Source organism: Lentilactobacillus laojiaonis, assembly GCF_020616595.1.
Lineage (GTDB): Bacteria > Bacillota > Bacilli > Lactobacillales > Lactobacillaceae > Lentilactobacillus > Lentilactobacillus laojiaonis.
In genome coordinates, this window is record NZ_CP085278.1 from 924,674 (window position 1) to 943,127 (window position 18,454).

Annotated in this window: 18 protein-coding genes; 6 read left to right on the top strand and 12 right to left on the bottom strand. The window is 33.2% G+C overall.

Annotated elements, in window-relative coordinates; translation table 11 throughout:
* Window positions 1–105 precede the first annotated feature (105 nt).
* From LHL71_RS04840 to LHL71_RS04850, 3 genes are all read right to left on the bottom strand, one after another.
* Complete coding sequence (locus tag LHL71_RS04840; protein WP_227360694.1) at window positions 106–1,248, bottom strand: PIN/TRAM domain-containing protein; 1,143 nt, start codon at window positions 1,246–1,248, stop codon at window positions 106–108.
* Between the two features lie 17 nt (window positions 1,249–1,265).
* Window positions 1,266–2,639 carry a DNA repair protein RadA gene (gene radA / locus LHL71_RS04845; protein WP_227360695.1) on the bottom strand — a complete coding sequence of 458 codons (1,374 nt, stop codon included), beginning with the start codon at window positions 2,637–2,639 and terminating at the stop codon, window positions 1,266–1,268.
* 64 nt (window positions 2,640–2,703) lie between these two features.
* Window positions 2,704–3,243 carry a dCTP deaminase/dUTPase family protein gene (locus LHL71_RS04850; RefSeq protein WP_227360696.1) on the bottom strand — a complete coding sequence of 180 codons (540 nt, stop codon included), beginning with the start codon at window positions 3,241–3,243 and terminating at the stop codon, window positions 2,704–2,706.
* 134 nt (window positions 3,244–3,377) lie between these two features.
* Here LHL71_RS04850 and rpiA point away from each other — a divergent pair, with 134 nt between their 5' ends.
* Window positions 3,378–4,061 (top strand): ribose-5-phosphate isomerase RpiA, encoded by a 684-nt coding sequence (rpiA, locus tag LHL71_RS04855; RefSeq protein WP_227360697.1) that lies wholly within the window; start codon window positions 3,378–3,380, stop codon window positions 4,059–4,061.
* An 86-nt stretch (window positions 4,062–4,147) separates the two neighbouring features.
* The gene (locus tag LHL71_RS04860; RefSeq protein WP_227360698.1) at window positions 4,148–5,482 is read left to right on the top strand and encodes a C1 family peptidase; all 1,335 of its coding nucleotides are present in this window, start codon (window positions 4,148–4,150) and stop codon (window positions 5,480–5,482) included.
* A gap of 34 nt (window positions 5,483–5,516) precedes the next feature.
* Here LHL71_RS04860 and LHL71_RS04865 read toward each other — a convergent pair whose 3' ends face one another.
* Window positions 5,517–6,188: a 2,3-bisphosphoglycerate-dependent phosphoglycerate mutase gene (locus LHL71_RS04865; RefSeq protein WP_227360699.1), complete on the bottom strand. Its 672-nt coding sequence runs from the start codon at window positions 6,186–6,188 to the stop codon at window positions 5,517–5,519.
* Window positions 6,189–6,388: 200 nt separating this feature from the next.
* Between LHL71_RS04865 and LHL71_RS04870 the strand changes: the two genes are divergently transcribed.
* The 3 genes from LHL71_RS04870 (at window position 6,389) to LHL71_RS04880 (ending at window position 10,180) form a co-directional block, all read left to right on the top strand.
* Window positions 6,389–7,777, top strand: a complete 1,389-nt coding sequence (locus tag LHL71_RS04870; protein ID WP_227360700.1) for a class II fumarate hydratase — start codon at window positions 6,389–6,391, stop codon at window positions 7,775–7,777.
* Between the two features lie 21 nt (window positions 7,778–7,798).
* Window positions 7,799–9,193: a flavocytochrome c gene (locus tag LHL71_RS04875; protein ID WP_227361613.1), complete on the top strand. Its 1,395-nt coding sequence runs from the start codon at window positions 7,799–7,801 to the stop codon at window positions 9,191–9,193.
* Between the two features lie 87 nt (window positions 9,194–9,280).
* On the top strand, window positions 9,281–10,180 hold the full coding sequence (locus tag LHL71_RS04880) for a LysR family transcriptional regulator (RefSeq protein ID WP_227360701.1): 900 nt from the start codon (window positions 9,281–9,283) through the stop codon (window positions 10,178–10,180).
* Here LHL71_RS04880 and LHL71_RS04885 read toward each other — a convergent pair.
* On the bottom strand, window positions 10,167–11,144 hold the full coding sequence (locus LHL71_RS04885; protein WP_227360702.1) for a DMT family transporter: 978 nt from the start codon (window positions 11,142–11,144) through the stop codon (window positions 10,167–10,169). The two genes, LHL71_RS04880 and LHL71_RS04885, sit on opposite strands and share 14 nt — an antisense overlap.
* 184 nt (window positions 11,145–11,328) lie before the next feature.
* Between LHL71_RS04885 and LHL71_RS04890 the strand changes: the two genes are divergently transcribed.
* Window positions 11,329–12,468: an LCP family glycopolymer transferase gene (locus LHL71_RS04890; protein WP_227360703.1), complete on the top strand. Its 1,140-nt coding sequence runs from the start codon at window positions 11,329–11,331 to the stop codon at window positions 12,466–12,468.
* A gap of 14 nt (window positions 12,469–12,482) precedes the next feature.
* On the opposite strand, the gene LHL71_RS04895 is transcribed toward LHL71_RS04890, so the two are convergent.
* The 7 genes from LHL71_RS04895 to LHL71_RS04925 all read right to left on the bottom strand — a co-directional run bounded on the left by LHL71_RS04895 (window position 12,483) and on the right by LHL71_RS04925 (window position 18,388).
* A complete protein-coding gene (locus LHL71_RS04895; RefSeq protein ID WP_227360704.1) occupies window positions 12,483–12,851 on the bottom strand; it encodes a DUF956 family protein in 369 nt (122 codons plus the stop codon).
* Between the two features lie 65 nt (window positions 12,852–12,916).
* Window positions 12,917–13,780 (bottom strand): PTS system mannose/fructose/sorbose family transporter subunit IID, encoded by an 864-nt coding sequence (locus tag LHL71_RS04900; protein WP_227360705.1) that lies wholly within the window; start codon window positions 13,778–13,780, stop codon window positions 12,917–12,919.
* Between the two features lie 15 nt (window positions 13,781–13,795).
* The gene (locus tag LHL71_RS04905; protein WP_227360706.1) at window positions 13,796–14,617 is read right to left on the bottom strand and encodes a PTS mannose/fructose/sorbose transporter subunit IIC; all 822 of its coding nucleotides are present in this window, start codon (window positions 14,615–14,617) and stop codon (window positions 13,796–13,798) included.
* Between the two features lie 89 nt (window positions 14,618–14,706).
* Window positions 14,707–15,210 (bottom strand): PTS sugar transporter subunit IIB, encoded by a 504-nt coding sequence (locus LHL71_RS04910; RefSeq protein WP_227360707.1) that lies wholly within the window; start codon window positions 15,208–15,210, stop codon window positions 14,707–14,709.
* Entirely contained in the window at window positions 15,207–15,626 is a 420-nt protein-coding gene (locus tag LHL71_RS04915; protein WP_227360708.1) for a PTS sugar transporter subunit IIA, read from the bottom strand. Before LHL71_RS04915 ends, LHL71_RS04910 begins: the two co-directional genes overlap by 4 nt.
* A 202-nt stretch (window positions 15,627–15,828) precedes the next feature.
* A complete protein-coding gene (locus tag LHL71_RS04920; RefSeq protein WP_227360709.1) occupies window positions 15,829–16,443 on the bottom strand; it encodes an HAD family hydrolase in 615 nt (204 codons plus the stop codon).
* A 145-nt stretch (window positions 16,444–16,588) separates the two neighbouring features.
* Window positions 16,589–18,388 (bottom strand): ABC transporter ATP-binding protein, encoded by a 1,800-nt coding sequence (locus LHL71_RS04925; RefSeq protein WP_227360710.1) that lies wholly within the window; start codon window positions 18,386–18,388, stop codon window positions 16,589–16,591.
* Window positions 18,389–18,454: the final 66 nt, after the last annotated feature.

An 18,454-nucleotide genomic window follows, 5' to 3' on the forward strand; every position in this document is an offset into this window, starting at 1 on the left:
CCTCTTTCTTGGTTTTATTGTTCAATGTTTCAAGTTTACAATGAAGTTTCACAAAAATAAAGGGTTGATAAAAAGAAATCTCATAATTAATTATGAGATTTCTTTTTATTTATGATTATCTTTTTTGTTTTCAATACCTTTATCAGCATGTTCCGGCTTAGCAAAAATCATTTTACCAGCATCGGTCTGAATAGCGCTGGTAACAATTACATCTAAATGTTCATTTAGATAATACTTACCATTTTCTACAACTACCATGGTACCGTCATCTAGATAGGCTACTCCTTGTTGGCGTTCTGTTCCATTCTTAACCACCATAACATTTAGAGTCTGTCCAGGAAGTACCTTTTGTTTTAATGAATTAGCTAAAGCATTGATGTTAAATACATCTACGTGTTGAAATTGAACAACCTTATTCAAATTGTAATCATTCGTAATGATGACTCCATCTAGATCTTTAGCCAATTGAATTAATTTACTATCTACTTCATCAATATTTTCGTAATCTTTTTCATAAATTTCAATAGGAATTAGATTTTCATTTTGCAACTTATTTAAAATGTCTAATCCTCTACGGCCACGCACCCGTTTAACACTATCACTAGAATCCGCTATATATTGTAATTCATACAGTACAAAGTTGGGTACTAATAAAGTTCCTTCGATAAATCCTGTTTTAACAATATCGTAAATTCGTCCATCAATTAAAATATTAGTATCTAAAATTTTATAGTGATGGTAATTTAAATCAGTCGGATGATCAATCAGCTGTTCATCAAATTTGGAATTCTTAGGATTAGCGGATGCTTTATTTTTAAAGGTAAATAATTTACCCATCCGCTTACTTTGAGCAAATCCTAGGCGCAAGCCCAAATATCCTAAACCAATCATAATGATGATTGGAATCATGATACTTAAAAATACCGAATGAAATCTAAAAAAGATGGTGGAAATTAATAAAGCTAAGACTAATCCAATTATCAGTCCCAACGTACTAGATAATAATTCATCTGGCCTTAAATTAACTAAATTCTTTTCGGCCTGATCAACCGCTTTTAAAATATAATTGCTAACAAACAAAGAAATAATATAAAAAATAATTGCTCCGAGTAAGATATCTGTTATCGGATTATTAATTAAATTTCCACTAGGTATATTTAATAAATACCACATCATCGGAAAATAACTAATTCCTATTGCTGCACCGCCAATTGTAAAAATTAATTTGATAATTCTTTTTCGATGCATTCATACCACCTACTTTTCTAATAGTGTAATGCTAATTTTAACGCCTGACTTAATGTTGAAACGCCTACTATTGAAATACCTTTTGGTGGAGTCCATCCTTGTAAATTATTTGCCGGCACCAAGATACGTTTAAATCCAAGTTTCTGAGCTTCTGCTACTCTTTGTTCAATTTGAGTAACTCGTCGAACTTCGCCAGTTAACCCTAGCTCACCTATATAACACTCTGTAGGATCGGTACCAATATTTTTATAAGAAGAAGCAATGCTAATTGCTAAAGCTAAATCAATAGCTGGTTCATTAAGCTTTACCCCACCAGCTGCTTTTAAATAAGCATCTTGATTTTGTAATAATAATCCAGCTCGTTTTTCTAAAACTGCCATGATTAATGAAACACGATTGCGATCTAGGCCTGTTGCAGTCCGTTGTGCATTGCCAAAGACTGACGCCGTAATTAGTGCCTGAATCTCAACTAAAATTGGTCGAGTTCCTTCCATGGAAACAACGATCGCAGAACCAGTGGCATCTTTTAACCGTTCTTCTAAAAAGATTTCTGAGGGATTAGTAACCTCTCGTAGACCATCTTCACGCATTTCAAAGATTCCCAGTTCGTTGGTTGAGCCAAAACGATTTTTTACTGTTCGTAAAATACGGTATGAATGATGGAGATCACCTTCAAAATATAAAACCGTATCTACCATATGTTCTAAAACTTTAGGTCCCGCAATGGCCCCACCTTTTGTTACATGCCCCACTACAAAAACCGTAATTCCTTGACCCTTAGCAATATTCATTAAATCCGAAGTTACTTCTCTGATTTGAGTAACTGAACCAGTCGCTGATTGAATATCAGGTTCTTGCATCGTTTGAACTGAATCAATGATCATAGCATCCGGCTTTATATCGTTAATGGCATTTTTAATAATGTCCATATTAGTTTCCGGATAAATATATAAATTTTCACCATCGACATTTAACCGAGCAGCTCGCATTTTTATTTGGCTAGCACTTTCTTCACCAGATACATATAAAATTTTACCTTTTTTACTTAATTGCCCGGAAACTTGAAGTAGCAACGTAGATTTTCCGATTCCGGGATCTCCACCAATTAAAACTAAGGATCCCGGAACTACTCCACCACCTAATACTCGGTTTAATTCATTTAATTCAGTTTTATATCTAGTTTCACTTTCAAAATTAATTTCGCCAATCAACTGTGGTTTAGAGTTATTACTTCCTACTCTACGTAAGCTTTTCGATGTAGTTGATTTTAAAGAAACTTCTTGTTCTTCAACTAACGTATTCCATTCACCACAATTAGGACATCTTCCTAAATAACGTGGTGAATTATAACCACAGTTTTGACATACAAAGTGAGTTTTTACTTTAGCCAAATAATTTCTCCTTATACTTAAATATTATACCGCTATTTACTATTTTTAGGATGCCATTCACAAACTATTTTCCAGATGAACCAAATCCACCATTTCGCTTACGCTTAATTTGTGACGCATCTTGATCTGATAATAGATAAGGCATGAAAATACCTTGTCCAATTCGTTCACCTTTATTAATCTTTATATCGGTAATTCCAAAGTTAATAAGTTGAATGAATATTTCACCTTCATTTTTTTCATTATTATAATAATCCGCATCAATTACTCCAATTCCGTTTGGAATAACTAATCCTCGTTTTAAGGGATTACTAGAACGATTAGCAATGATTAAAACTTCATTGTCTTCCATATAGGCCTTAATGCCGGTCGGAACTAAAAATGGCTTTAGCTCTGCTTTAGCAGCATTTAATTCCTCATCACTTAGGGTTTTAGATTTTCTAATCACTCTTAAAGCTTTCAAAAAATTTAATTTCCAAATTGATGGAATAACCATATCAACTCGGCTTTCAAAGTCATAACCGGCTGCATTTTGGGTAGTCCGATACGGTAAATTAAGTTGATCCTGCTTATATTTTGAAACCACTTCAAAGCCACGTTTCATTTTTATCAATCCTAACATTGTGATCTTAAGAATAATATACGTAAAGATATATCATTATAAACCATTATTATAAATTGACAAATTTTATTCAGTACATCAGAATAAAATTATTAAAATCTTAGGAGAATTTATTTATGACACAAAATGAATTAAAAGAATTAGTTGGTAAAGCTGCCGTTGATTTTATCGAAGATGAAATGATCGTTGGCTTGGGTACTGGTTCAACCGTTAAATACATGGTAGATTTTTTGGGCAAACGAGTTCAATCAGAAAATTTAAATATCATTGGAGTACCAACCTCTGACCGTACTGCCAAACAAGCTCGTGATTTAGGAATCACAGTTAAGAATGTCGATGAAGTTGATCATATTGACTTAACTATTGATGGTGCCGATCAAATTGATAAAAATTTCCAAGGTATTAAAGGTGGCGGAGCTGCTCACTTATGGGAAAAGATTGTAGCAATTAACTCCACTAAAAATATGTGGATCGTTGATGAAAGTAAAATGGCAGATAAACTCGGTTCATTTCCCTTACCTCTTGAAGTTATTCCTTATGGAAGCACTCAATTGTTCAAACGCCTAGAACAAAAAGGCTACCAACCTAAATTTAGAAAAGATGCTAATGATGAATTTATTTTAACTGACTCTAAAAACTATGTGATTGACTTACATATGGGAGAAATTAAAGATCCATTCGCATTAGCTAAAGATCTTGATTCAATGACTGGTATTGTTGAACATGGCCTATTTTTAGATATGGTTAATACGGTAATTGTTGGTCGTGAAGATGGCCCAGAAATTTTAAACGCTCGTTAATATAGCTAACAAAGTAAAAGTCGTTTGCATTTAAACGGCTTTTTCTTATACTTAAAGATAAGTAATTAATAAAAGGAGTGATTCATTTGACTAAAGAAATTAATTTTGACCAAATTAACCAATATCAAGCCAATTTAGACAATCGTAAAGATAGTAGTGTAGTTGAACGTGCGGTTACTCACCAAGGAATTTTAGCCGTTAGTTCCGACTTTAAATCAGATATTAATATGAATCCAGTTTTTTCCATTGATCTTTCTACTGGAGACGTTTCCGATCAAAAACAAAGTGGACGTTGCTGGATGTTTGCCGCTTTAAATACCATGAATCATCGCCTAATGAATAATTTTAAAGTTGCCGATGACTTTGAACTTTCTCAAAACTATATTAATTTTTGGGATAAATTTGAAAAATCAAATTATTTTTTAGAAAATGTAATTAAAACCGCCGATGAACCTTTAGATTCAAGAAAAGTTGCTTGGTTACTAGCTACTCCACAACAAGATGGTGGTCAATGGGACATGCTCTGTGCCCTTGTTGAAAAATATGGAGTTGTACCTAAGTCAGCAATGCCAGAAACTTTTAGTAGTAATAGTTCTAATCAATTAAATAAATTTTTAAACCTTAAATTACGTCGTAACGCTGCCCAACTAAGAGAATTAATAGCTAGTGGTGCATCCGAAGATCATTTATCAAAAACCAAAGATATCATGATGAATGAAATTTATCGTATGCTTACTTATACTTTAGGAACTCCTACAAAGAAATTTAATTTTGAATATCGTGATAAAGATAAGCAATATCATATTGATCAAGATTTAACGCCTAAAGAGTTCTTTAATAAATATATTAACGTTGATCTAGACGACTATGTTTCAATCATTAACTCCCCTACTGATGACAAACCATTTAACAAAACCTACACAATTGATATGTTAGGCAACGTGGTTGGGGGTCGCCAAGTTAAACATCTTAATCTTGAAATGCATGACTTTAAACAATTAGCCATTGATCAATTAAAACGAGGAGAATCTGTTTGGTTTGGTAGTGACGTTGGCCAATCATCTGATTCTAAAAAAGGAATTTTAGATACTGAACTTTATGCAGTTGATGAACTATTTGACATGGATCTTTCGTTATCTAAAGGTGCCCAACTACAATTCGGTGAAAGTTTAATGACGCACGCCATGGTAATTACCGGAGTTGATTTAGTCGATGACAAACCTGTTCGCTGGAAAGTTGAAAATAGCTGGGGTAACAAAGTTGGTAATAAAGGTTACTTTGTCATGAGTGATGCATGGATGGAAAAATACGTTTACCAAATCGTTGTAAATAAAAATTATTTACCAAGCAATCTAAAGAAAGCTCAAGCACAATCACCTAAGGTTTTAGCTCCTTGGGATCCAATGGGTGCACTTGCTTAAATAAAAAAACGAAATCTATTTAGATTTCGTTTTTTTATTTAAGCAATTTTTTATTTAAAATTTTTAGGTTCTGATCAAACTCATACAAAATTGGTTGAGCATTTGGAACTTCAACTTGACTAATTTGATCATCGGAAACTTGATCTAAATATTTTATCAATGCCCTTAAGGTACTTCCGTGGGCAACAATTAATTGATTATGACCATCGATTAAATTAGGAGCAATGTGATCCACCCAATATGGCAAAACACGTTGCCAAGCCATTTCTAAACTTTCGCCTAATGGAATTTTAACCCCGATTTTATCATATCTTAATTCATGATCTCGCTGATCAAGTAAAGGAGGCACTACTTTATAACTCCGTCGCCAAATCTTTAATTGTTGCTCGCCCACTACTGTCTTAACTTGTAATTTATTTTTTCCCCGTAAACTACCATAGTGACGTTCATTTAATCTCCAAGTTTTAAACTCAGGCAAGTAATTTTGGTCAATCTCATCTAGAACAATATTAGCCGTCAAAATCGCTCGCTTTAAATATGAAGTATGGACCTCACTAAATTGGATTTGTGTATTTTTAATTAATTTTCCTGCAATATGTGCTTGGTCAACACCCTTATTAGTTAAATCAACATCACTCCAACCGGTAAAAATATTTTTTTGATTAGCAACACTTTCTCCATGTCTAACAATTACTAATTTAACCATTTCACCACTTCTTTAACATAAATAGTTTTAAATACATTTAACCATTAATAATTCATAATTTCACTATATAAGTTATAAATATCTTTTGTTATAAAAAAAATTTATAATAAAAGTTGCCTTTGACTATAATTATTAGTTCGTTATACAATGCTTTGTGAAATGCAACACAACTTTTAAGATGTATTTAGGAGGAACTATCAATGACTGAATATCGTGAAGAAGAAGATACATTAGGAACTGTTAAAATCCCCGCAGAAGCTCTTTGGGGTCCCCAAACTGAAAGAAGTCGTAATAATTTTAAAGCCGGCTCAAAAATGCCTATCGAAATTATTCGTGCATTAATTCAAATTAAATTAGCTGCTGCTAAAGCTAACGAAGAATTAGGTCAAATGCCTAAAGAAAAAACTGACTTAATTGTTAAAGCCGCTAATCAATTACTTGATTTAAGTGATGAAGACCTTAGAAAAGATTTTCCATTAGTGGTATTCCAAACTGGATCTGGAACTCAAACTAACATGAACGTTAACGAAGTTCTTGCCCACTTAGCTACATCACTAAGCAATGGAGAAATCACCATTTTAGCTAACGATGATGTTAACCATGGTCAAAGTTCAAATGATATTTTCCCTACTGCTATGAACGTTACAGCTAGTGTTGCCGTTAATGAATTGAAAAAATCATTAACTCATATGATTGACGAACTAAAGAAAAAACAAGCCGAATTCTGGAAAGTTGTAAAAATTGGTCGTACTCATTTACAAGATGCAACTCCTTTAACTTTTGGACAAGAAGTTAGTGGTTGGGTAAGCATGCTTGAACACGATTTAGAATTTATCGACTCACTTGAACCAACTTTATACAAACTTGCTATGGGTGGTACTGCAGTTGGTACCGGACTAAACGCTGCCCCACATTTCTCAGAAAAAATCATTGATATCGTTTCAAAAGCTTATGATCTTCCATTTAGCGATAAAGAAAATAAATTTTATGGTTTAGCTGCTCACTCCGGTTTAAACGTAGTGCACGGTGCATTTAAATCATTAGCTAGTGATTTAATGAAAATCGCTAACGATATTCGGTTCTTAGCCAGTGGTCCTCGTGCCGGTTATAATGAATTAAATATTCCAGCAAACGAACCTGGATCATCAATTATGCCCGGAAAGGTTAACCCAACGCAAGCTGAAGCAATCACAATGGCTGCTGCTCGTGTATTAGGTAACGATGTAACAGTTTCAATTGCTGCTAGTCAAGGTAACTTTGAAATGAACGTTTATAAACCCGTTATTATTCTTGCCTTCTTAGAATCTGCTAACCTATTAACTGAAACTATGCTTGGCTTTACTGATCGTTTAATCACTGGTTTAACTGTTAATAAAGTACGTATGGAAGAACTAGTTAATAATTCATTGATGACTGTAACCGCCCTTTCTCCACACATTGGTTACCATGAAAGTGCCAAGATTGCACAATTTGCCGAGAAAAATGGTTTAACTCTCAAGGAAGCCGCTTTACAATCCGGTCTAGTAAATGAAGAACAATTTGATCAATGGGTTGATCCTCTTGCTATGACTAATATTGATCGTAAATAATTTATTTAATTAAGGAGAATTATTATGGCTAAATATGTATTTAACCCTACAAATATTAACGAACTAAAAAGTGAATATGATGTAGTTATCGTAGGATCTGGTAGTACTGGTTTAGTTAGTGCTTTACAAGCTCACGAATTAGGTCTTAAACCTGTAATCTTTGAAAAAATGCCAAAACTTGGTGGTAATACTACCCGTGCTTCATCCGGTATGAATGCCGCTGAAACTTACGTTCAATTAAAAAATAGCGTGGTGGATAGTTTTGATGAATTTTATAACGAAACTTTGATTGGTGGGGGTAATTTAAACGATCCTGAACTTTTAAATTACTTCACTACTCATAGTGCTCTATCAATTGATTGGCTTAAAGATCACGGCATTATTTTAGATGACCTTACTATTGCTGGTGGTATGAAAAAGAAACGTGTTCATCGTCCAAGTAGTATGGCTCCTATTGGTGCTTTCTTAATTACTGAACTTTTAAAATTAGTTGATAAAACTGATATTCCAGTCTTTACTAATGTAAAAGTTTTAGACATTAACGAAAAGGATAATAAAGTTTCTGGGGTAACTATCGAAATTGAAGATGGTACTAAAAAAGAGATTGCATCAAATTCTGTAGTTCTAGCTACTGGTGGTTATGGTGCTAACCAAAAACTTATCGGTAAATATCGTCCTGACCTAGAAAGCTACAATACCACTAACCAACCCGGTGCCTTAGGTGACGGAATTAGCCTTGCTACTAAGATTGGTGCTGCTACCCGTGATATGGATCAAATCCAAGTTCACCCTACTGTTCAACAAGATACTAGCCATACCTTTTTAATTGGTGAAGCAGTTCGTGGTGAAGGTGCTATTTTAGTTAACAAAGCTGGTGAAAGATTTGTTAATGAACTAGATACTCGTAAAAATGTAACTAATGCTATTAATGGATTAAATGAAAATGGTGCTTTCTTGATTTTTGATCGTGCTATTCGTGATCGCGTTAAAGCTATTGAATTCTATGACCACGTTGGTTTAGTTAAAACTGGTCAAACCTTAGCAGAACTAGCTAATGAAAATGGTATCAATGCAGAACATTTAGAAGCCACTGTAAGTGCTTGGAACGATAAAGTTAAAAATCACAACGATAGTGACTTTAACCGTGAAACTGGGATGGATCGTGGCATTGAACAAGCTCCTTTCTATTCAATTCACATTGCACCAGCCATTCACTATACAATGGGTGGATTAAAAATTAATACTAAGACTCAAGTTTTAGATAATGATGGTAACGTCATTCCTGGTCTATACGCTGCCGGAGAAGTTGCTGGTGGTTTACATGGTAATAACCGTATTGGTGGAAATTCAATTGCCGAAACCGTTATTTTTGGTCGCCAAGCTGGAATGCAAGTATATAATTATCAAAATAAGTAAATAATTAATTAATTAACAAAACAAGATTGGCATTTTTGCCAATCTTGTTTTATATTAAAGGAAACTTTATTTAGGAGTTTCTTGTTAATGAATACACGTGAATTACTTTATTTTTTAACTTTAGTACGAGTAAAAAGCTATACCCAAACAGCAAATTTATTTAAAGTTAGTCAGCCGACCATCACTATGGCTATTAAACGTTTAGAAAATGAGTTTAATACTAATTTGTTAGATCGAACAGGAACTAACAAATCAAAAATTCAATTAACGAAGGCGGGAAATCTTTTAGCGATTCGAGCTCAACAAATTATCGATATAATTGATTTAGCCCATAAAGAAGTTAATCAGGCTGATGAAACCAAAATTAAATTTGGATTACCACCCATTATTGGCGAAATTTATTTTCCTAATATAATTAAGCAATTAAATCAATTTGATTTACTATCCAAGCTTAAAACTAGTGAGGCGGGTTCCCAAAAGCTGTTAGAAGAATTAAAGGGTGGTAATATCAATATTGCTCTTTTAGGATCATCTCAACCCTTAACTGATCCTAAAATTAACGCTATTCACTTAGCTGTACGCCCCTTCTCAATCATTGTTAGCCAGGATCACCCGCTTGCTAAACAAACCACCATTTCTTTTAAAGACTTAAAGAATGAAAAATTTATTAGCTTAAACGGAACTTTTATTCATTCCAAAGCCTTAAAAGTATATAGTCAGTTTGCCGGTTTTGATCCCAATATTATTTATAGTTCTCCAGAAATTTTATTAGTAAAAGAGTTGATCAAGCAAGACATTGGGATTGGTTTTATGGTAGCCGATGCCGTTAAAAATGATTCCCAATTAGTTTCAATTCCTTTAAATGATCCCATTACCGAAAACTTCAACGTATCCATCGCCACAAGAAAAGACTATCCTTTAACCCCTGATGAACAGCAGTTAATAGATAGCCTAAAAACTTTAGAAACTATTTTTAAGAATGACTAATATGATGGTGATGGAATAGCACATTTAAATGCATATCAGAAACCTTATTAATAATAACCCCAATTAATGATCCTAATATGATGACAATAATTCCAATTGTCATAGTTAGGGTTATTTTTTCATGAATTAATATGCTGGCTAATACTGGAGCTAGAGCGGGTTTAATAAAGAATACTAGGGATGCCTTAGTTAATCCACCGGTTTCCATAGCTAAAAAGTAAAAAGCAAATCCCCCACCAGTAACACATACGCTAATAAAAAATAGGATCCAAAAATTACTTAAATTAACATTTTTAGTAATGGGGATTCTCACAAAGGGTTTTAGCCAAGAAACATTTTCCATTCTCAAAGCAATCCCTTTAACATTAGTTAATAAAATCATTACAAATAATTCAATTGATCCAGCAATAAAAGTAAAGGCTGTCATTGTAATACCGTCCAAGCCATCGATAATATTGCCAAGTCTCGAAACTACACTATATAATCCAAACGTCAAAGCCGATAAAACACCTAAGAACATTCCCACTGGATTATTTAAATTAGTGGGATTAACAATTATAATTAATCCAATAATTGTAATAACTAATGATAGTACTTCTGCTCGACTAAGTTTTTCATGGAGTAGGATAAATGCAAATAATAACGCAAATACTGGGTTACAACTAAATAACACGGCTACAGTCGCTGGTTTGTCATACATTATTGCTAATTGATATAGTGTCATACTAACAATGACACATAAAAATCCAGTTGTAGCAAATATAATCCAATCTAATTTGGAAATACTTTGATGAGCTCGATGTAAATTATGTAATGCCAACGGTAACAATATTAGTCCTCCAACTAAAAACCTAATAAAATTCAATTGGATAGGATTATATAAATTTCCCACTGATTTTAGCGCTATCTCCATAGAACTAAACATAAATGTTGAAACTAAAATGTACCAAAATGTTTTTTTCAAACCGTGTCACTCCAAATATTTTAATAATAACAAAATAATTATAACACAATTAGATTTATGAGTTAGATCACTAAGTTTTAATTATTAAATTATAGTTAAATAACTTGTTTATCTACTCTTTATTAATTATATTAATTTATAATTTTTTATGTTACTTACTTATTAACTAATCAGAGGTAAAAACATGCCAGAAAATAATAATGATTTCGATAAAGTTTATTCACGAAGGTCTGAAAAAAAGCCCCACTATACTAAAAATAGTCATAAAAGAAAAGTCGGTTGGACAATTTTCTTTGTTATCCTGGTTATTTTAATTGGAGGACTAATTTGGGGGTACGGTGCATATAAGAATGCTAAACAAACCTTCAATAAGACGTATGACGATGCTAATATTCAAAAATCACGTAACGTTTCTTCAGTTATAAAGAAAGGCAAACCACTTTCTATCTTACTATTAGGAACTGATACGGGAGCACTTGGGCGACATGATACCGGTAGAACCGATACCTTAATTGTTGCAACAGTTAATCCCAAAACCGATACAGTCAATTTAACTAGTATTCCTCGTGATACTAAAGTAACAGTTCCTGGTGATACCATGTCTTACGAAAAGATCAATGCCGCTTATACAATTGGTGGCGCCAACACGGCGGTTAAAACAGCAGAAAACCTATTAAATATTCCAATTGACTTTTATGCAATTGTTAATATGAGTGGGTTAAGAACTATGGTCGACGCTGTAGGTGGAATTGAAATCACTCCATCTCTTACCTTCTCTTACGGAAACGCCCATGTTACTAAAGGTCAAAAAGTTAAATTAAACGGTAAGCAAGCATTAGACTATGCTCGTATGCGTCATGATGATCCTCTAGGAGACTATGGTCGTCAGAAACGTCAACGACAAGTACTACAAACTCTAGTAATGAAAGCAATTAATATTTCTTCACTAACTAGATATAAAACTATTCTTAAATCATTAAATGGTAACATGATGACTGATATGAGTTTTGAAGATATGGTTGCTGTCAGAAGTAAATATGGAGACGCTACCCACCATATCAAATCTCAAACTCTTCAAGGTTCAGAGGCTATTATTGATGGTTTATCATACCAAGTTATTGATGAAAGTGAACTCTTAAAAGTTACTAACATTATTCGTACATCTCTTGGATTATCCAAAGCAACTGCTTTAACTGATAAACAAACTGCCTCAGAAGGTAGTTCTACAGATGGCTACAGTGATTCTACTTATGATAGTGGTCAATCCTATGGTTACGATGCTTCAACTAACACACAAGCTAATAACACAGTTGCTATGTATTAATAAAAAAAGCTCGCCTATTGGCGAGCTTTTTTCTTATGCACATATCTTTTAACTTTACCACTTGGCAGTTTTCGATTAAAAACATGTACTAAGTCCTTGGTTTTACTAGTTACAAAATTAAACCGTTGACCTTCATTAGTCTCTATAAAAATTCCGCGATAAAATTTTTTAAAAATTATTTGAACCTCAACACTTTTAATCTCACTATAAGGAATTTGAATAAAGCCATTTTTAAATTGGCGTTCAAATTCTACCCCAGTATTTCCTAGGGTTAAACTGCCTGCCATAGCAGTCAATTGATTTACAAATAAGTTAGCATTAACTTGTTTTTCAACAAATTGATTTAAGGGATTATGCGTTTGAAATTTAAGTAATTTATTCATCAAAGTGTCTCCTAATGAATAAAAGCTGAATAATCTAAAACGATTATTCAGCTTTTATTTATTTGTTATTTTGGTGCAATTCCGAAGATACCTGCCCAGTATCCTAGAATACCAACAATAAATAATCCAAAGATTATCCAAATTGCGTTAACTTTCTTTCTAAGTAGCCAAATACAAATAAATGTAAGAACTAATGGCATTAATCCAGGAAGAAGTTGATCAAAGATATCTTGTAAAGTAGTTACCGTGGTTTTACCACCAGTATGTACTCTTGAAATAACAATTGGGAAATACATCTTAGTCCATCTAGGAACTAAAACCCCCATAATAAACATACCTAGGATTGAGGCACCTTCAGTAAGCTTTTGAAGTAATCCCCCACCCAAACTTTGAGTAATATTGGTTCCTTGCTTGTAACCTAACATCTGAGTATACCAACGGAAACTTAGGCGAAGGATGTTCCAAGTAAGGAAGAAAATAATTGGTCCTAATAAACCGGATCCACTCATTGCTAATCCGGCAGAGAAAGCTCCGATAACTGGACGAGCAGTTCCCCACCAAATTGGGTCACCAACACCGGCTAGGGGTCCCATCATACCAACCTTTACACCATTAATGGCGGAGTCGTCGATATCAGCCCCATTAGCACGTTGTTCTTCCATTGCCAAGACAACCCCAGTAATTGCAGATTGCATATATGGAGTAGTATTAAAGAATTCCATATGACGTTTCATTGCACTAATTCGATCATCTTTTTCTGGATATAAACGTTTAATAGCTGGTGACATAATATATGCGAAACCTAAATTTTGCATTCTTTCATAGTTCCAAGAAGCTTGTTCAAAACCTGAGCGCCAAAAGATACTTACCATATCGTGACGCGTTAATTTTAATTTATTATCATTATTTTGTTGTACATTTTCTGCCATATCAATCGGCCCCCTTTATAGGTCTTCAAGTTCTCGATCCAGCTCATCTTCTGCCGATAAATTACCGGAATCACTATTATCATTACCATTGCCATTTGAGCTACCATTAAATCTTGGTGACAATTGTAAGTAAATTAGGGCAAAACATAGGCCTAAAATACCCATAGCAATTAAATTAAGTTCAGTGATTGCTGACATAGCAAAACCGATAAAGAACCATGGCCAAAGTTCGCTGTTAGCCATCATATTGATAACCATGGCATAACCAACTGCCACAATGAATCCACCCGCAACGTTTAATCCATTAGTAATTACATCTGGGATGGCTTTTAAGGCACCCTGAACTGCTTGAGGACTAGCTAATAGCACTAATCCCATTGGGATCATAATACGAAGTCCTTGAAGCACTAAACCAGTTAAGTGAATTAAATCCAGTTTATGTAAATTACCAGTATCGGCAGCTCCATCAGCAGCATGTACTAAACCAACAACAATAGTTCTAACAAAAATAGTTAAAACTTGACCAGCAATGGCAAGCGGAATCGCAATAGCAATTCCTTCCTTAACTGATAAATGAGATGGTCCACATACTAACCAAGCTGATACAACTGATGCTAAGGCAGCATCAGGAGCAATAGCAGCACCAATGTTCATCCAACCTAAAGCGATCATTTGTAATGATCCCCCTAGTAAAACCCCCGAAGCAATGTTTCCGGTTGCAATTCCGACCATGGTACATGCCAAAATTGGTTGATGAAATTCCCATTCATCTAATATTCCTTCAATTCCGGCTAAAAATGAAATAATTAAAACCAGAATAATTGAAATTGCTGACATAAAAATTCCCCCTCTTTAATTGGGTATAAAATAATTTCAGAACCAGCTTATTAGTAATATATACCTACTAATAAGCGATAATATAATAATTAGAAACCTTTTTTAGCAAGTAAATCAATTAAATCTTGTTTTTTATCATTTGGAACTTTTTGGGCAAATACTTCTAAACCAAAGTCATCATGTAATTTATGAATATCTTTAGCGATTGTATCGTTAACTGCAATTGCATCAGTAATCATAGTCATACCATCAGAATAAGCTAAACTACCAATATCGATTCCAGTCTTTTTAAAGTCCACGCCACCTTCGGCAAGTTTTAACATATCTTCAACATTTTCAGTTAATAATAATGTATTAAATACATCAAAACGTGGATCAGAATAAATTTGAATCATTTTATCAATTGTAATTACGTTAGCTTTTACCCCAGGAGGAGCTGCTTGAGTAATAAGGGTTTTTCTTAAATTGTCTTTAGCAACGCTATCTGAAATTGCTAAGATACGGTTAGGTTTAACTGCTTTAGTCCAAACAGTCGCTACTTGGCCATGAAGTAAACGGCTATCTACACGAGCTAAACGAATATCCATTGTCATAGTAAATCATCTCCATCATCTTGTTTTAATTCTAGGTGTTTAACACCATCCTTGGCAGTTTCTTCCAAGTGTGGAACAATTTGTTCTAAGTTCATGGTTAATCTAGAAGCGTAGGCTTCAATTAACATTGGTAAATTTAACCCAGTAACTAATGCCATTGTGTCTAAATGTTCAGCAACAATTCGACTGGCAGCGTTAAATGGTGAACCACCCCAAAGATCAACTAGGAATAATACTTCATTACCATCATCAAGATTACTTAAAACTTGATTGTATTTTTCCATTAAATCATCGGGTCCTTCATTAGGCATAAAGGTAACTGAACCTACTTGTTCTTGTTTTCCAAAAATCATTTCAGCAGATTGCATGATTCCTTCGGCAAATTTTCCGTGACTAGCTACAATAATTGATAACATTTTTTCACCCCCTTTAAATGTGTCATAAATATTTGAAATAAATTCCCCTTAAAATAAAATTTATTCATAAATTATTTATTAATTATAATATACCATAAAAAAACGCTTACATAGCATTTATTTACTAGGTTTTGAATTTTTTCACTTATTTTTAATAATTAACTCATTTTATTAATCCGCTAGTAATAACTATCAAAGCGTTTTACAAATCAAGCATTTCTTTGGGATCATTAAATAAATAATCTGCCTCTTTAAATTTATCAGTAAATTTAGTTTGCCAACCGGCCAAGCCAAAGGCTACATTAGCATTATGTGCCGCTTGTAGATCATAGATCGTATCCCCTACGTAAATGGTATTTTCAGGATTAAGATTTAAATCTTGGATAACTTTTAAAATCATATCAGGATATGGTTTACCTCGTTTTATTTGGTCAGCCAATACTATATCGGACAAAAATTTATCAATATCAAACCGTTTAACATCCCGTATATATTCTTCTCTAACCTTTGAGGATGCAATCGCCAATTCTTTCTTCTCACTTAAAATACTTAAAGTTTCTAATATGCCATCAAATAAGTTAACATCTTTAGCGTAATCAGGAATTAAGGCCATCCATTTTTCTAAAATGATATCAATATCGCTTTCTGCCACATTTAACATTTTTAAAGCATCTAACGAAGTAATCCCAAAAGTATTTGCACATTGTTCATAACTAACTGGATACCCGTTTTCATTTAGTACCTTTTTTAAAGGTAACATATACATTTTTTCAGTATTTAAAAGAGTTCCATCGATATCAAAAATGAAATTGTCCATTTTTATTCCTCCCTTCACGATCTAATCATTTATTTAATTAATATAGTATACTAATTTGCCAATATAATAAAACATTATCTATCACTATATTATTTACTAGTTATAATTTAAAAAACCAGCCATAATATTGGCTGGCTTTTATTTATTACTCAAATTGTGAATTGTACAATCTAGCATAAGCCCCATTTTTTTGCATCAGTGTTTGATGATTACCAATTTCAATAACATGACCACTATCCATAACTACGATTTGATCAGCATTATGAATGGTCGACAAACGATGCGCAATAACTAATGAAGTCCTACTTTGCATTAGATTTTCTAAGGCTTTTTGAATGGTCTTTTCAGATTCATTATCTAGACTTGCCGTAGCCTCATCTAAAATAACGATTTGGGCATCTTTAATTAAAGCTCGTGCAATCGAAATTCTTTGTTTCTGTCCGCCCGATAACTTAACTCCGCGCTCCCCAACCTGAGTTTCCATCTTTTCCGGTAAGCTATCAATATAATCAGCTATATCAGCTAATTTAGCAGCTTGCCAAATTTCTTGATCACTTGCATCACGTTTTCCATACCTAATATTTTCTTTAATTGAACCATCAATCATATAACTATCTTGGGATACAATTGAAATATTTTCTCTTAAAGACTTAATATCGATATCTTTAATATTTAAATTATCAAAACTAATTTCACCACTATCCACATCATATAAACGATCAATTAATTTCGTTAGAGTACTTTTACCTGAGCCCGAATGGCCGACTAATGCAGTTGTTTTACCATATGGAATTTTAAAAGTAACATCTTCAACAGCTACTAAAGCTGCATTTTCATCTAATAAATGATCGATGGGATAAGTAAATGATACATCTTTTAAATTAATTCCCTCTTTAATAACTGGAAATTGAGATACATTATTAGAATTATTAATGGTGGGAATAATAGCCAAGATATCCATAATTCGGCCATACGACACTAAGGATTGCTGGAGTTGATTTAAGATTCGTGTAAAGGCTCGAATTGGACTTTGAAGCATGGCCACATAGCTTAAATATGCGACTAATTGACCAATCGTTAACTCTTGTCGAATTACAAAATAAGCTCCTAAAGCTAATATAATCGCTACACCCAAATAATTAACAAAATCAATTAGTGGTGAAAAAATTGCCTGATTTTGAGTAGCGTTAATCATATCATTTTTATTTTGACTAGCTATGTCATTAAAATTATCTTCTTCTAAATCTTCGTTAGTGTAACTTTTAATTAGATTTATTTGGGTTAAGGTATTTTGCATTTGATTTGACATTTGAGCTTGAGATAAACGGGCGGCCTTAAAAGCTGCTCGAATCCGATTTCTAAAAACTCGATAAATCATAAACATAAGTGGAAAAGTTACCGTTACCGCAATAGCCATTGGCCAGTTAATAATAAATATATATACCCAAACAAAGATAAATGTAAAAATACTGCCAATCATCGATAACATGTTTGCAGAAATTAAACTTTGTAAATTACTAATATCGTTAGTTAACCTAACCATTAAGTCTCCCGTCTTACTGGATTGAAAAAAGCTTGTATCTAATTTTAATATATAACTATATAGTTGGTTTCTTAATCCTGTTATTGCGTTTTGACTCATTACTCCCATGTAGTATGTAGATACATAGTTTAAAATCCCCAAAACTATCGCCGTTAGTAACAAAATTACGATGACCTTAAATAATAAATTGACATCTTGTTTGGGAATTACTTTATCAATAATATATTGTTCAAACTGGGGAATTACAAATTCTAATAACGAAATTATAATTAACGCTAAAACATTTAAAATTAATAATCCCCGTCTACGCAATACCTGATTGAAAACAAATTCAAACATTTTTTTCAGGGTGACTTCCTCTTTTTTAGCATTTTCCAATTTACTCACTCCTTTACTAGTCATAGTTAACTATTATTAAAAACAAATTTAACTATCTAGGCAAATAAAAAGCCTACAAACTTAAGTTTG